General features: G+C 45.1%; 13 protein-coding genes. 8 read left to right on the top strand and 5 right to left on the bottom strand.

The annotated features are described in order from the left end of the window. Nucleotides 1-28: 28 nt before the first annotated feature. The 6 genes from ttcA (at nt 29) to DCO17_RS09950 (ending at nt 10,293) form a co-directional block, all read left to right on the top strand. Complete coding sequence (ttcA, locus tag DCO17_RS09975; RefSeq protein WP_173956563.1) at nt 29-937, top strand: tRNA 2-thiocytidine(32) synthetase TtcA; 909 nt, start codon at nt 29-31, stop codon at nt 935-937. Further along, nucleotides 934-2,439 carry a bifunctional UDP-N-acetylglucosamine diphosphorylase/glucosamine-1-phosphate N-acetyltransferase GlmU gene (gene glmU, locus DCO17_RS09970; protein ID WP_173956562.1) on the top strand — a complete coding sequence of 502 codons (1,506 nt, stop codon included), beginning with the start codon at nt 934-936 and terminating at the stop codon, nt 2,437-2,439. The genes ttcA and glmU overlap by 4 nt, the downstream gene beginning before the upstream one ends. After that, nucleotides 2,439-4,271: a glutamine--fructose-6-phosphate transaminase (isomerizing) gene (gene glmS, locus DCO17_RS09965; protein WP_173956561.1), complete on the top strand. Its 1,833-nt coding sequence runs from the start codon at nt 2,439-2,441 to the stop codon at nt 4,269-4,271. Before glmU ends, glmS begins: the two co-directional genes overlap by 1 nt. 185 nt (nt 4,272-4,456) lie before the next feature. Then, nucleotides 4,457-5,941 (top strand): efflux transporter outer membrane subunit, encoded by a 1,485-nt coding sequence (locus DCO17_RS09960; RefSeq protein WP_254598767.1) that lies wholly within the window; start codon nt 4,457-4,459, stop codon nt 5,939-5,941. Between the two features lie 169 nt (nt 5,942-6,110). After that, a complete protein-coding gene (locus tag DCO17_RS09955; RefSeq protein WP_173956789.1) occupies nt 6,111-7,250 on the top strand; it encodes an efflux RND transporter periplasmic adaptor subunit in 1,140 nt (379 codons plus the stop codon). Between the two features lie 7 nt (nt 7,251-7,257). Next, entirely contained in the window at nt 7,258-10,293 is a 3,036-nt protein-coding gene (locus DCO17_RS09950) for an efflux RND transporter permease subunit (RefSeq protein ID WP_173956559.1), read from the top strand. Nucleotides 10,294-10,312: 19 nt separating this feature from the next. Here the strand turns inward: DCO17_RS09950 and DCO17_RS09945 are convergent, their stop codons facing one another. The 3 genes from DCO17_RS09945 to DCO17_RS09935 are packed head-to-tail and all read right to left on the bottom strand — an operon-like array spanning nt 10,313 to nt 11,809. Next, the gene (locus DCO17_RS09945; protein ID WP_173956558.1) at nt 10,313-10,978 is read right to left on the bottom strand and encodes a glutathione S-transferase family protein; all 666 of its coding nucleotides are present in this window, start codon (nt 10,976-10,978) and stop codon (nt 10,313-10,315) included. A 27-nt stretch (nt 10,979-11,005) separates the two neighbouring features. Then, a complete protein-coding gene (locus tag DCO17_RS09940) occupies nt 11,006-11,506 on the bottom strand; it encodes a flavin reductase family protein (RefSeq protein ID WP_173956557.1) in 501 nt (166 codons plus the stop codon). A 6-nt stretch (nt 11,507-11,512) separates the two neighbouring features. Further along, entirely contained in the window at nt 11,513-11,809 is a 297-nt protein-coding gene (locus DCO17_RS09935; RefSeq protein WP_173956556.1) for a hypothetical protein, read from the bottom strand. Nucleotides 11,810-11,908: 99 nt separating this feature from the next. Between DCO17_RS09935 and acuI the strand changes: the two genes are divergently transcribed. Continuing rightward, on the top strand, nt 11,909-12,892 hold the full coding sequence (gene acuI / locus DCO17_RS09930) for an acrylyl-CoA reductase (NADPH) (RefSeq protein WP_173956555.1): 984 nt from the start codon (nt 11,909-11,911) through the stop codon (nt 12,890-12,892). 20 nt (nt 12,893-12,912) lie between these two features. Here acuI and DCO17_RS09925 read toward each other — a convergent pair whose 3' ends face one another. After that, complete coding sequence (locus DCO17_RS09925) at nt 12,913-13,089, bottom strand: DUF1289 domain-containing protein (protein WP_173956554.1); 177 nt, start codon at nt 13,087-13,089, stop codon at nt 12,913-12,915. A gap of 35 nt (nt 13,090-13,124) precedes the next feature. On the opposite strand from DCO17_RS09925, the gene DCO17_RS09920 reads away from it, so the two are divergent. After that, a complete protein-coding gene (locus DCO17_RS09920) occupies nt 13,125-14,210 on the top strand; it encodes an MBL fold metallo-hydrolase (RefSeq protein WP_173956553.1) in 1,086 nt (361 codons plus the stop codon). On the opposite strand, the gene DCO17_RS09915 is transcribed toward DCO17_RS09920, so the two are convergent. Continuing rightward, a complete protein-coding gene (locus tag DCO17_RS09915; protein ID WP_173956552.1) occupies nt 14,122-14,574 on the bottom strand; it encodes a PhaM family polyhydroxyalkanoate granule multifunctional regulatory protein in 453 nt (150 codons plus the stop codon). The genes DCO17_RS09920 and DCO17_RS09915 overlap by 89 nt on opposite strands. Nucleotides 14,575-14,577: the final 3 nt, after the last annotated feature.

Here is a 14,577-nt window from a genome sequence, read left to right as displayed (position 1 = left end):
AAATATATTGCAAAAGAACTAAGTGCTTATGGGCGATATACGAAAAATTGTTTTTGAAGAAAACAAATTAGAGAAAAAACTTTGTCGTTTGGTTGGTCAAGCCATTGGTGAATTCGGCATGATCGAAGATGGCGACAAAGTGATGGTGTGCGTGTCTGGTGGCAAAGATAGTTATGCCATGTTGGATATTTTGATGAAGTTGCGCGAACGAGCGCCGATTAATTTTGAAATTGTGGCGGTCAATTTAGATCAGAAGCAGCCCAATTTCCCAGCGGAAATATTGCCTAACTATCTGAAGAGTTTGGGCGTTCAATTTCATATCGAAGAGCAAGATACTTATAGCATTGTCAAGCGTGTTGTTCCAGAAGGTAAAACAACCTGTGGACTATGTTCACGTTTACGTCGCGGCATCTTATATCGAGTCGCAGATGAATTGGGTGCTACAAAGATTGCTCTAGGCCATCATCGTGATGACATTCTTGAGACACTCATGCTCAATATGTTCTACGCGGGCAAGCTTAAAGGTATGCCGCCCAAGTTGCGATCTGATGATGGCAAGCATATTGTGATTCGGCCGCTCGCTTATGTGCCTGAGAAATTACTGGAGCGTTATGCAGGCGACATGAACTTCCCAATTATTCCTTGCGATCTTTGCGGTAGTCAGCCCAACCTACAGCGTCAGGTCATGAAAGAAATGTTGCGTGATTGGGAGAAGAAGCATCCTGGCCGTGTTGAAAATCTATTCCGCTCAATGCACCATATTGTCCCGTCGCATTTGATGGATTCCGAGGCTTTCGACTTCAAAAATCTTGAGATTTCAACTGAGCTAACAGGTATTGCCGCAAGATCTTCGGGAGACAAGGCAATTGATGAGTCGGAATTGGATGAATTGGCTTGCGGAACCCTTGTGCAAGGGACTTATAATCCCCCTTTATGAATATCGTCATATTGGCTGCTGGGCAGGGAAAGCGGATGAAATCCGCGTTACCGAAGGTTTTACAAACGCTGGCAGGCAAACCCCTTTTGCATCATGTTCTCGATACTGCGCTAGCGCTTCAGGGTAAAACTTCCAAAAAAGGTCCAGTAGTAGTTATTGGTCATGGCGCTGACGACGTTAAAGAATTTTTATCTAGCACTGCTAAAGAAGATCCTAGATTTAGTAAAGTAAGCACTGCGCTCCAGGCGCAGCAAAAAGGCACAGGCCATGCTTTATTGCAAGCATTACCAAAATTGGATGCGCAAGAGTCAACCCTAGTTTTATATGGAGACGTGCCTCTTACAGCGCAAAAGACCTTAGATAAGCTAGCTAAATTAGCCGATGGTGTACGTGGCAAAGATTGCGCTTTAGCTTTGCTCACTCAGAATTTGAGCAATCCTACGGGTTATGGTCGTGTCGTGCGCGATGCTGATGGTTCTGTAAAAGAAATTGTTGAAGAAAAAGATGCCTCATCGGCACAAAAGGCTATTCAAGAAATTAATACCGGCATCATGGTGTTGCCAACAAACTCTTTAAAGAAATGGCTGAAAGCATTACGTGCTAGCAATGCACAGGGTGAGTATTACTTAACTGATGTGATTGCGATGGCGGTAAAAGATGGCGTGCCTATTCGTACAGCGCAGGCTGATAATGAATATGAAACTATTGGCGTTAATAGTCGGGATCAATTAGCAAGCTTAGAGCGCGTCCATCAACTCAATATCGCAAATCAGTTAATGAACTCAGGCGTTTCGCTTGCTGATCCTGCGCGTATTGATGTGCGTGGCACTTTAGAGTGTGGAACTGATGTATTTATTGATGTTGGTTGTGTGTTTGAGGGTTGCGTTACCTTAGCCGCTGGTGCAAAAATTGGACCATATTGCATTATTCGCAACAGCACGATTGGCAAAGGTGTCACGATTCATCCATACAGTCATCTTGACGGCGCTAAAGTTGGTAATCAATCCCTCATTGGACCTTATGCGCGCTTGAGGCCTGGCGCTGATTTATCCAATGATGTACATATTGGTAATTTTGTTGAAGTAAAGAACAGCAAGATTGCCGCAAACAGCAAGGCTAATCATTTGGCTTATGTTGGCGATTCTATCGTTGGCACAAGAGTCAATATTGGCGCAGGTACTATTACTTGTAATTACGATGGCGTTAATAAGCACCAGACTATTATTGAGGATGATGTCTTTATTGGTTCTGATACTCAATTAGTTGCACCAGTGCGCGTAGGACGTGGTGCTACTTTGGGTGCAGGAACAACTCTTACCAAAGATGCGCCTGCTAATCAATTGACCGTTTCAAGAGCAAAGCAAATCTCTTTACAGTGGCAACGCCCCGTTAAAAAGGAGAAGGCGCCTGCTAAAAAGCCAATTGCTAAAAAGGCAACAGCAAAAAAACCAACCCCTAAAAAACTTTTAAAAAAAGTGACTAAAGCTAAGGGTAAAAAATAATGTGCGGCATTGTTGGCGCAGCTTCTCATCAAAATATCGTTGAGGTATTGGTAGAGGGTTTGCGCCGCCTTGAATATCGTGGCTATGATTCTTGTGGTTTCGCGGTTATCAATCGTGATGACGCAAAACATCCTATCGAGAGAGCTCGTACTACTGCTCGAGTTTCAGAGCTGGCTGAGCAAGGTAAAGATTTCAAGGGAACTCTTGGAATTGCCCATACTCGCTGGGCGACGCACGGCAAGCCAGATACTCAAAATGCCCATCCTCATATTTCAAATGGACTCATTGCGGTTGTTCACAATGGCATTATTGAAAATTATGAAGTTCTTCGTACAGAGTTAAAAGCAGCTGGTTATGTTTTTAGTTCAGAGACCGATACAGAAGTAATTGCCCATTTAATTCATCAGCAATATGTGGACAGCGGTCAAAAAAGTATTGCAGATGCAGTCAAGGCGGTATTGCCAAAGTTGCATGGAGCTTATGCAATTGGCGTGATTGCGCAAGATAGTCCAGATACATTGGTAGGTGCGCGAGTAGGTTCTCCTTTGGTGATTGCGCTTGGTAATCAAGAAAATTTCTTGGCATCAGATGCGCTTGCTTTAGCAGGACGCGCTCACTCCATGATGTATTTAGAAGAGGGTGATGTAGCCGTTCTGAAGGCTGATAGTGTCGAAGTATTGGATCAAGGCGGTAAGTTGGTAGAGCGCGAGCGTAAGCCCATGCCAGCACAGGCAGATTCAGTAGACCTTGGTCCTTATCAGCATTACATGCAAAAAGAAATCTTTGAGCAACCAAGAGCAATTGGCGATACGCTTGCCAACATTGCCTCATTTGGGCCGGAGTTATTTGGAGCAAAGCCAGATGAGTGGCAGGCATTCGATCAAATTTTGATTTTGGCCTGCGGAACTAGTTATTACTCAGCATGCGTCGCTAAGTATTGGTTGGAAGATATTGCAGGCATTCCAACGCAAGTAGAAATTGCTAGTGAGTATCGTTATCGCACAACAGTCCCAAATCCGAAAGCATTGGTTGTGGTGGTATCGCAATCTGGCGAAACGGCTGATACCTTGGCAGCATTGCGTCACGCTAAGGAGCTTGGACATCGCTACACGTTAGCAATTTGCAACGTTGCAAGTAGTGCAATGGTTCGCGAAACCCTTTGGCATTTTTTAACCAAGGCCGGTACAGAAATTGGTGTTGCTTCAACCAAGGCATTTACTACTCAGTTGTTAGCTTTATATCTGCTTGCCATATCGTTAGCAAAGCGCGCTGGAAAAGTGGGCTCTGAAAAAGAAAAAGAGTTGTTGCGCGAGTTGCGTCATTTGCCGAAAGCATTGCATGCGGTATTAGCGCTCGAGCCACAGATTATGGCTTGGAGTGATGCGTTTTCAAAATGCGAGAACGCGCTCTTCTTGGGTCGCGGCCTCCACTATCCAATTGCCCTTGAGGGCGCACTGAAACTAAAAGAGATTTCTTATATCCATGCAGAAGCCTACCCTGCGGGTGAGCTTAAACATGGACCATTGGCACTCGTAACAGACAAAATGCCAGTGGTGACAGTGGCTCCTAATGACGTGCTTCTTGAAAAGTTGAAGTCCAATATGCAAGAAGTGAAGGCACGCGGTGGCAGGCTTTATGTCTTTGCCGATCAAGACACCGAAATCGTAAATAGCGATGGCATTAATGTGATTCGATTGCCAGAGCATTATGGAAATCTTTCGCCTATTCTGCATGTTGTTCCACTGCAGTTGTTGGCATATCACACAGCATGTGTGCGTGGTACAGATGTTGATAAGCCACGTAATTTAGCGAAAAGCGTAACAGTCGAATAATTTTTTGCTTATTTGACTTTCACATAAACTTGTGTACAAATTTCAGTAGATAAATCAGGGTGTTACATAACCCCTGTAGCATTTTTGTGTTCAAATAACTCTTACAAAAGAGAATATTTGCCGCACCCATGTTTTTTTTAAAGAATCCTTCTTTCTCGTATTTCAAGCTGCTCCCGATCCTGTGCGTGAGTTTGCTTTCAGCATGTGCTGTTGGTCCTGACTTTAAGCAACCTGAGGCGCCTAAAACCTCTTCTTATACCGAGGGTCCGGTAGTCAAAAAACTAGCAACCGCCCCTGGTGTGCCAGGTGGAACGGATCAAGAGTTTGTTGAGGGGGCAGATATAGAGGCGCAGTGGTGGGAGCTATACAAATCTCCTGAACTAGATGCCTTGATTAAAAAAGCATTAGAGCAAAATCCAAATTTAGGTGCAGCTGATGCTGCATTGCGTGCATCTCAAGAAAACGTAAATGCTCAAATTGGTGGGCAATACTTTCCTGCGATCGGTCTTGGTGCAGGCGCTAGTCGTCAGCTACAACCTTCAGCTATTTATGGTTTGCCATATGGATCTGATACCTACAATCTTTACAACACCTCTGTGAATGTAAGTTACAAGCTGGATGTGTTTGGAGGGGCTCGCCGCGCAGTGGAAGGCGCTAGAGCGCAGGCAGAGGTTGCACAGTTTCAGTTAGAGGGCGCATACCTTTCCTTAACGGCTAATGTGGTCACAAATGCAGTAAGAGAAGCCGCTCTGCGTGCGCAGATGAGTGCTACTGAAGAAATCTTGAAGGCGCAAACTAATCTTGCCGAAGTAACAGAAAAGCAGTTGGTGATTGGTACTGTTTCAAAAGTCGATGTCACTTCCCAAAGAACATTGGTATCGAATTCACAAGTGGATTTATTGAATTACGAAAGAAATTTGGCGTTTACACGCAATCAACTTGCGGTCTTAGTGGGTGAGGTGCCTGGTAATGCTGACATTGCTCATTTTGATTTAAGCAAATTACATTTGCCTGAAAAGTTGCCGCTCTCGGTTCCTTCAAGTCTTGTGCGCCAACGTCCAGATGTTCGTGCTGCCGAAGCTCAATTAAAAGCGCAGAATGCATTTGTTGGGGTTGCAACAGCAAACTTGTTGCCGCAATTTAATATCACTGGATCTATTGGTTCTGCCGCTCTTACTTCCGCAGCGCTATTTGGTCCTAACTCTGCTTTATGGTCTATTGGCGGCGGAATCTTGCAGCCCTTGTTCCAAGGCGGTCAATTGCTGGCGCAGCGTCGTGGCGCACTGGCCAATTATGAGCAAGCCGCTTTTCAATATCAGGCTACCGTCTTGAATGCATTTCAGGAAGTTGCTAATGCCCTGCGCGCTCTAGAGACTGGCGCTCAAGCACTTAAGGCGGCTTCTGATGCAGAGCGTTATGCCTATGAAACCTTAGACCTTGTGCAGAAACAGTACAAATTGGGAACCGCAAGTTATTTGGCAGTGCTCTATTACCAAAATCAGTATCAACAAGCCAAAGTCAAATCCGTTGCTGCTCAAGCAACGCGATTCTCAGATACAGCAGCATTATTTGCGGCATTAGGCGGTGGCTGGTGGAACCGAGTTGGTCCAGCCTTCAAACCAAAAGACATAGCGAACAAAGATCAAAATGAAACTTCTGGAAACAATTAAAAGCAAACTGATTGCCGCTGTTCTTGCCATCTGGGCATGGTTAAAGCTAAAGGCAGTGCAATGGCGGTTACGTGAAAAAGCTTTAGCCCTTTGGGAAAAAGCCAAAGCATTCTATGCGCGCATGGGTGTGAAGTGGCGCGGTACAAAGGCATATGCCAAGCTGATGGCAATGGAGCCATTGCCACGTCGCATGACAATCATGCTATGCGGAGTCTTCTTATTGTTGGGGCTGATTTTTGCTTTTAATCAGTTCAAGTCATTCATGATTAAGCATTTCATATCAGGAATGGGTTTGCCGCCAGCCACTGTTTCTACGATGGTGGTTGCAACTTCAGAATGGCAACCAAAGCTAACGAGTGTTGGTAACGTCCGCGCATTTAGAGGGGTTGATCTCAGCACAGAAATTGGCGGTTTAGTCCAAGCCGTGCCTGTTAAATCTGGTCAAGATGTTAAAGAGGGTGATTTGCTGATTAAGTTAAATGATGCTTCAGATGTTGCGCAACTCAATTCCTTAAAAGCAATGGCAGATCTCGCAAAAGTTATTAGCGAGCGCGATAAGCAGCAGTTAGCGATTCAGGCTATTAGTAAAAACGTTTTTGATACCAGTAATGCCGACGCAAAATCAAAGCAAGCTCAGGTCGAAGCGCAAACTGCTTTGGTTGCCAAGAAAAATCTAAAGGCTCCATTTAGCGGACGTGTTGGCATTGTGTCAATTAACCCTGGCCAGTTCGTTAATCCAGGCGACAAATTAATTACCTTGCAAACTTTGGATCCTATATTTGTGGATTTCACCTTACCTCAAGGTAATGCGGAGCAAATTCAAGTTGGACAAGATGTTGTTGTTACTACTGATGCATTTAAAGATGCCAGCTTTACTGGCAAGATTACCGCGGTTAGTCCAAAGGTGGATACCAATACTCGCAATATTCAAATTGAGGCACAGATTGCCAACCCAGACAAGAAAGTATTACCTGGCATGTTTGCTAATGTGAATATCAAGCTTGGCGATCAAGTGAAATTGCTAACCTTGCCACAAACAGCGGTGACTTATAACCCTTATGGATCAACCGTCTTCATTGCTAAAACTACTGATAAGAAAGACAAGCAAGGCAAGCCAGCGCTGGAAGCGCAACAAGTATTTGTAACGACTGGCGCCACACGTGGCGACCAAGTGGCTATTCTCAAAGGTATTAATGAAGGGGATACCGTTGTCACTAGCGGTCAGTTGAAGTTAAAGAATGGCACGCCCTTGATTATTAATAATAAGGTGCAGCCTGCAAATTCTCCTGATCCTAAGCCACAGGAATAATTAGCTGATGAATTGGACCGATATATTCATCCGCAGGCCAGTGTTATCGCTGGTGGTCAGTGCGCTTGTGCTTGTTTTTGGATTGAAGGCGATTGGTTCCCTACCAGTCAATCAATATCCACAAACTCAAAATGCCATAGTTACGATAACTACCGCTTACTACGGCGCTGATCCCGAGACAATTGCTGGTTTTATTACGCAGCCTTTAGAGGCTTCAATCGCTCAAGCGCAGGGCATTGATTATCTTTCGTCTACTAGCGTGAGCGGTGTCTCAACCATCATTGCCACGCTAAAGCTGAACTATGATTCGAACTCGGCATTAACGCAGATTCAGACACAGATTAGTGCAGTAAAGAATCAATTGCCCCCGCAAGCCCAGCAACCTATTTTGACTGTTCAAGTGGGTCAATCTACTGCCGCAATGTATATGGGTTTTTATAGTGATCAGTTGCCTAACAACGCGATCACAGATTATCTATTGCGTGTTGTTAAGCCAAAGTTAGATTCTGTTGAAGGTGTACAAAACGCGGAGATCATTGGCGGCAGAAAGTTCGCTTTACGTGCTTGGTTAGATCGCGAAAAAATGGCGGGTCTGGGTGTCGGCGCAGATGATGTGTATAGCGCCATGTCAGCAAATAACTATCTTTCCGCAGTGGGCAGCACAAAAGGCGACATGGTTTCTGTTGACCTGGTTGCTGGTACTGATCTGCACACACTAGAAGAGTTTCGCAAGCTGGTGGTTAAGAAGGATGGCGTCAATATTGTTTACCTTGATCAGGTGGCAAATGTTTCTTTAGGCTCCGAGGACTACAACACCAATGTAGCTTTCAGCGGTAAACAATCTGTTTTTATTGGTATTAAGGTTGCGCCACAAGCTAATTTGCTGGACGTGGCTCAGCGTGTACGAGATGTGGTTCCGGATATTCAGAAGCAATTGCCTATTGGCATGAAAGGGCAAATTGTTTACGACTCCACAGAATTCATTACTAGCTCGATTGATGAGGTTGTTTCAACTTTGCTTGAGGCTTTAGTCATCGTGACAGTTGTGATTTACTTGTTCTTGGGAAGTGTTCGCGCGGTTGCGGTGCCTGTGATTGCGATGCCTTTATCTTTAATTGGCACTTTCTTCTTGATGCAAATATTGGGCTACTCTATTAATTTGCTCACACTCTTGGCGTTGGTTCTCGCTATTGGCCTAGTTGTGGATGATGCCATTATCGTTGTTGAAAACGTTGATAGGCATATGAAGGAGGGAAAATCTCCTTTAGAAGCCTCATTAATCGCAGCCCGTGAATTGGGTAGTCCAATTTTGGCGATGACGGTTGTATTGATCGCCGTATATATTCCTATCGGTTTTCAGGGTGGCTTAACTGGAGCTCTTTTCACGGAGTTTGCATTTACCTTGGCTAGCGCTGTAGCGGTATCGGGCCTGATTGCGTTAACTTTGTCACCAATGATGTGTTCGCGCATTTTTACCGAAGAGCAAGAGGCCTCTTCTTTTGTGCATAAGATCGATCAGATTTTTGATAAGGTGCATCACAACTATCAATCCACTTTGCGTGATTTATTGAGTACCTGGCAAGTCATTATTGTGATGGGCGCTATTTTGCTAGGTGGAGTTGCTTACCTTTATGCTACTGCGCGCGCTGAATTAGCGCCAACGGAAGACCAGGGCATTGTATTGATGCAGGCATCTGGACCACCTAACAGTACTGTTAATCAGATGCAAACTTATGCAGATCAAATCTACGCAATTGCTGCAGCTGAACCAGAATATGAACAGGCGTTTCAGATAACCAGTCCAACATCTAGTTTTGGCGGCATCTTGTTAAAAGATTGGAGCTCACGTAGTCGCAATGCGACCAAGTTTCAAGAAGACATGCAACAAAAGTGGAATACGATTGCGGGCGCGCGCGTAGCCGCATTCCAGTTTCCCGCTTTGCCTGGTGCTCAAGGTTTGCCTGTTCAGGTTGTGATCAATACTACCGAGTCCTACGAGCAATTGAACGAGGTATCCCAAGCGGTCCTAGATAAAGCGCGTCGCAGTGGCAATTTCTTCTTTGTCGATTCTGACCTAAAAATTGATAAGCCGCAGGACGTTCTTGTGATTGATCGCGAAAAAGTAGCTGCTTTAGGAATGACGCAGCAGCAAGTTGGAGCAGCGCTTTCTGCTGCCTTAGGCGGTGGATATGTGAACTATTTTTCTGTCTCAGGTCGCTCATATCGAGTGATCCCGCAAGTGAAGCAGGTAGATCGTTTAAATCCAGATCAGATATTGGATTACTACATCCGCACTCCAAGTGGCGCAATGATTCAGGCGCGTACGATTGCTAGCATTAAACAGCGCGTTGTACCGCAATCGATCAACCACTTCCAGCAATTAAACTCCGCAACCATTTCTGGAGTGAGTACACCGTTTATTTCCCAGGCGGATTTGCTGGAATACATGCGTCAGACTCTAAAAGAGGTTGCGCCTAATGGTTACTCTATGGACTATGCAGGCCCTTCACGTCAGTTTATGTCAGAGTCAGGCGGCTTTCTCGTAACTATGTTCTTTGCGATTTTGATTGTGTTTCTGGTGCTTGCAGCGCAATTTGAAAGCTTCCGCGATCCAATTGTTATTTTGGTATCCGTTCCCTTAGCACTTTTTGGCGCTTTGATTTTTATTAATCTTGGCTTCACCACCTTGAACGTTTATACGCAGGTCGGCCTAGTTACCTTAATGGGTTTGATTAGTAAGCATGGCATTTTGATTGTTGAATTTGCAAATGAATTACAAGAGGCTGGCCGAAGCAAATTGGATGCGATTGTTGAAGCAAGTAGCGTTCGTTTAAGACCAATCTTGATGACTACAGCAGCGATGGTGCTTGGTGTTGTGCCCTTGGTGATTGCCTCTGGAGCTGGTGCGGCGGGTCGTCAATCTATGGGCATCGTGATCTTTACAGGCCTATCAATCGGCACCTTATTCACGCTCTTTGTAGTGCCAGCGATGTACCTCTATATGGGTGCAGATCACCATCAGAAAAAATTCAAGCAAGAATAATTTGTGAGACTGCTCAATATCACTTGTTAATGATATTGAGCTCTTTTTCTGCAAATTCTTGAAAACGGGTTTCTGATTTAATTCGATTTAACCAGCGATCGATATTCTGCAAATTTGCTCGCGGACCGGTTTCTTTTGCAAATGTGTCGTTAATTAATATCCAGCGGTGCACACATAGGCTGAGTACGATATCGCCAAGATAAAATTTTTCTCCAGAGCAAAATGCTTGCGAAGCTAAAGCTTGATCAAGTACTTCAAAGAGCTGATTGGTTTCTTGATAAGACTTCAGAATTAGTTCATGGTTTTGCTCTGAGGCTGGAACTCTTGTAAGGCCTATGAAGGCAGGTCGCAAAACAGGCCATAGCGTACCCACTTGCCAGTCCATCCATTTTTCCGAGCTGTATTGAGATGCAACGTCAGTGGGAAAGCGGTTATTTTGCTTGTACTGTGAAGCAAGGTAACGCATGATGGTGTTGGATTCCCATAGCACCAGCCCCTTATCTTCTAGCGTGGGAACTAAACCATTTGGATTGAGCTTTAGAAACTCTGGCGTACGCACTTTTCCAAACTGAAGGCCAGCATCAATACGTTCAAAATCGACACCTTCTTTAAGGCCTAGTTCGGCAAGACACCACAACACTTTTTGAACATTAATAGAGCTTTTCCGTCCCCATAAACGCATCATCTTTTTTCCTATCGAGTGATTTATTGCTTAGCTAGATTTAGCTTCAGAAAAATCCAAGCCAACAAATTTGCTGCGTGCAAATATGAGAGGTTCTTTTTCTGAGTAATTTTTTAAATGAACTACTTTGGCAACAATGATGTTGTGATCCCCGCCAATATGGACAGAGACGGTTTCACATTCGTAGTAGGCTACACAGTCTTTGATTTGCGTTAAGCCATTATCAGTGCGCTGATGAGCAATTTCGGCAAATTGATTTACTTTGACTGTTGCGAAGTGCATTGCTAGAGACTCTTGTGAGCGCTCTAACACGTGAATCAAATGTTTTTTTCCTACTTCGACCCACGGCATTAGTCGCGAATGCTTCTTGAGGCTCCACAGAATTAATGGTGGCTCTAAAGAAACGGTGTTAAACGAGCTAATCGTAATGCCGTGTGGATTTTGCTCTTCATCGACGCAGGTGATGACGGTGACTCCAGTAGCAAAAGATGAGAATCCTTTGCGAAGCTCCTGCGATGTGAATGGCCCCATCTCTCTTTACTTGCTGTCTGTTTTAGGTGTTGATTCAATGCTAGTGCCTGGAATTGGAATCAATACTTCGTTTTCTTCAGCCTTTACGCACTTAAAGCGGTATTCTTTGCCGGCCTTGGATAGAAAGCTGGCGCCCTGATAAAAATCGTTTTTACAGGCTTCAGTCGCAAAGTCCATGACATCTTGTGGGCTAGCGCTAGACGTGATGAGGCGCATATTGCCCATGGACATATTGATGCTGGTTGAATAGCACCCTGTGAGTAATAAGCCAGAAGTTGCGGTTAATAGTAGAATTTTTTTCATGGAAACCTCCATAATCGACAATGCTCGTTAGGATAAACCTATTACGTAAAAGCTGTGGGGAAAAGCTCCCCATGCAGGAAAAGAAACGGGGAAAGAGACATGTTTAAAGCAATCTTGATTAACAAGGATGACCAAGGATATAGAGCTGAGCTCGGCCAGGCTGCTGAAGCCAGCCTTCCTGAAGGCGATGTCAGAGTAAAAGTTCTGTATTCCACCCTTAATTACAAGGATGGTTTGGCTATTACCGGTAAAGGCCCTGTTGTACGCAGTTTCCCTATGGTTCCTGGGATCGATTTTGCGGGAGAGGTCATTGAGAGCGCTAGCCCCGACTTCAAGGCGGGCGATATGGTGCTTTTAAATGGTTGGGGGGTAGGAGAAGGTCATTGGGGCGGTTTGGCACAGCAGGCTCGCGTGAAAGCTGACTGGCTTCTTCCATTGCCAAAAGGCTTTACCGCAAAGCAAGCCCTTGCAATTGGCACTGCTGGATATACCGCCATGCTGTGTGTGATGGCTTTGCAAAAGCATGGGCTCAAACCAAGTGATGGTGAAGTTTTGGTCACTGGTGCAGCGGGTGGCGTTGGTAGTTTTGCAATTACCTTATTAAGTAAGCTCGGGTTTACGGTGGTTGCTAGTACAGGGCGCATGGCTGAAGCAGATTACCTAAAAAAATTAGGTGCTGCAGAAGTGATTGATCGTGCTAGCTTATCTGCGCCAGGTAAACCTTTGGCTAAAGAACGTTGGGCCGCGGTGCTAGATAGTGTTGGCAGCCATACCCTTGCAAATGCCTGCGCACAAACAAAGAGCAATGGCGCAGTAGCAGCTTGCGGACTTGCTCAGGGAATGGACTTTCCCTCTAGCGTCGCCCCATTCATTTTGCGAGGCGTGACTTTATACGGAATTAATAGCGTTACAGTGCCACGTGAAAAACGCATTGCTGCTTATGAACAATTAAGTAAATTGGTTGATCTGAAGACGCTAGATGAAATTTCTCAAGAAATCACTTTGGAAGAATCTTTAAAGTATGCGCAGGAGTTGATGCTTGGCAATGTGCGTGGTCGTTTGATTGTGGATGTGAATCGCTAGGGGATGACTTAAAGAACTGCTTAATCTATGGCTTGCAATTTGCGGGTGGTAATGGCTTCCCAAATCTTAAGTTTTGCTTCATTGGGTAACTCTGACCAATCCGCAATTTCGGGAAGCGTGCGATAACAGCCACGACAATAGCCGTTTTCTGGGTTAATGTCGCACCAATTAATGCAGGGTGATGGAATCGGTGTCAATGCGATCCTTAATGCAATAAAAAAGAAATGTGAATATGAGTAATCAACAGCAAACCAAAAATGAAGCCGCCATTTATTATCCATTAGACGATCAGCTTCCACCAGTTGGTCAAAGCATTGAGGTCGCACCTGGAGTTCGTTGGTTGCGCATGCGACTTCCATTTGCCTTAGATCACATTAATCTTTGGCTATTGCGTGATCAGTTCAATGGAGTTGATGGTTGGACAATTGTGGACTGCGGCATTGCTAATGATGAAACGAAAGCATCGTGGCAAGCTATTTTTGCAACTCAATTAGAGGGCTTGCCAGTATTGCGTGTGATTGTGACGCACATGCACCCAGATCATGTTGGCCTGTCTCAGTGGTTGTGCGAAAAATGGAATGCCCCTTTGTGGATATCCATGACTGATTATTTGACGGCGCAATGGTTAAGTTGCAAAGAGGGTGGCGCAGCAGTTGGTGCGCGTGCAGGTGGCGGCGGTTCTGCTGACCATTTTCAAAAGCATGGTTTAACTGCACCAGAGGATTTAGAAAAAATTCGGGCGCGTTCAAACTACTACAGTAATATGGTTCCAGGGGTGCCCCGACAATATCGTCGCGTCCTTGATGGCGAGATCATTTCGATTGGTGGAAATGATTGGCAAGTCATCATGGGTTATGGGCATGCGCCAGAGCATGCATCGCTATTTTGTAAAAACTTAAAGGTATTGATTTCGGGGGACATGTTGTTGCCGCGGATCTCTACGAATGTCAGCGTTTATGATGCTGATCCAGATGCTGATCCATTAGGCTTGTATCTATATTCTTTGACAAAGTATTTGCCTTTGCCAAATGACACGCTGGTATTGCCATCCCATGGAAAACCTTTTGTTGGCATCAAGCCCAGAATTGAACAATTAAATGCGCATCATGACGAGCGCTTGGCTGACGCATTGGGGGCATGCCAAAAGCCGATTACTGCCCGCGAAATTGTTCCGGTTTTATTTAAACGAGAACTCGATATTCACCAGCTGACTTTTGCAATGGGTGAGGCTATTGCTCATCTGAATTACCTACTTCGTCGAGGTAAGTTGGATCGCCAGCTTTGCGAGGACGGCGTGTTGCGGTTTTCCGCGGTTTAGCTTTTGTTGTTTTAGGACTCTCGCTAGATCCCGATTTGGGTGTGGCTACAGAACTTGCTGCGGAGACTGCGTCTCCAAATGATTTCAGGGCCATCATCGTTGCATGCTGTACTTCCAGCCCCTGAATCGTCGACTTCAGAATATTGAGGTTGAGATTCAGCCAGTTTTCAACGCTTTTCAGATCCTTGATGCGTTTCTCAAGTTCTTCGATGTCCATGCCTGGAAAGGCGGCTCCTAAGCCACCAGCCGCTTTTGAGGCATCCGTGGTGAAGGGAAACTGTCCAGCTTGACCTGCTGCGCCTTGTCCCCACATAGTTTTAAACATCTCAAGACTTTGATTGAATTCTGGAATAGTTCCAAACATGGC

This window comes from Polynucleobacter tropicus (assembly GCF_013307225.1).
Taxonomy (GTDB): domain Bacteria; phylum Pseudomonadota; class Gammaproteobacteria; order Burkholderiales; family Burkholderiaceae; genus Polynucleobacter; species Polynucleobacter tropicus.
Note: the sequence above shows the minus strand (reverse complement) of the source record. Positions and strands in the feature narration are given on the sequence as shown.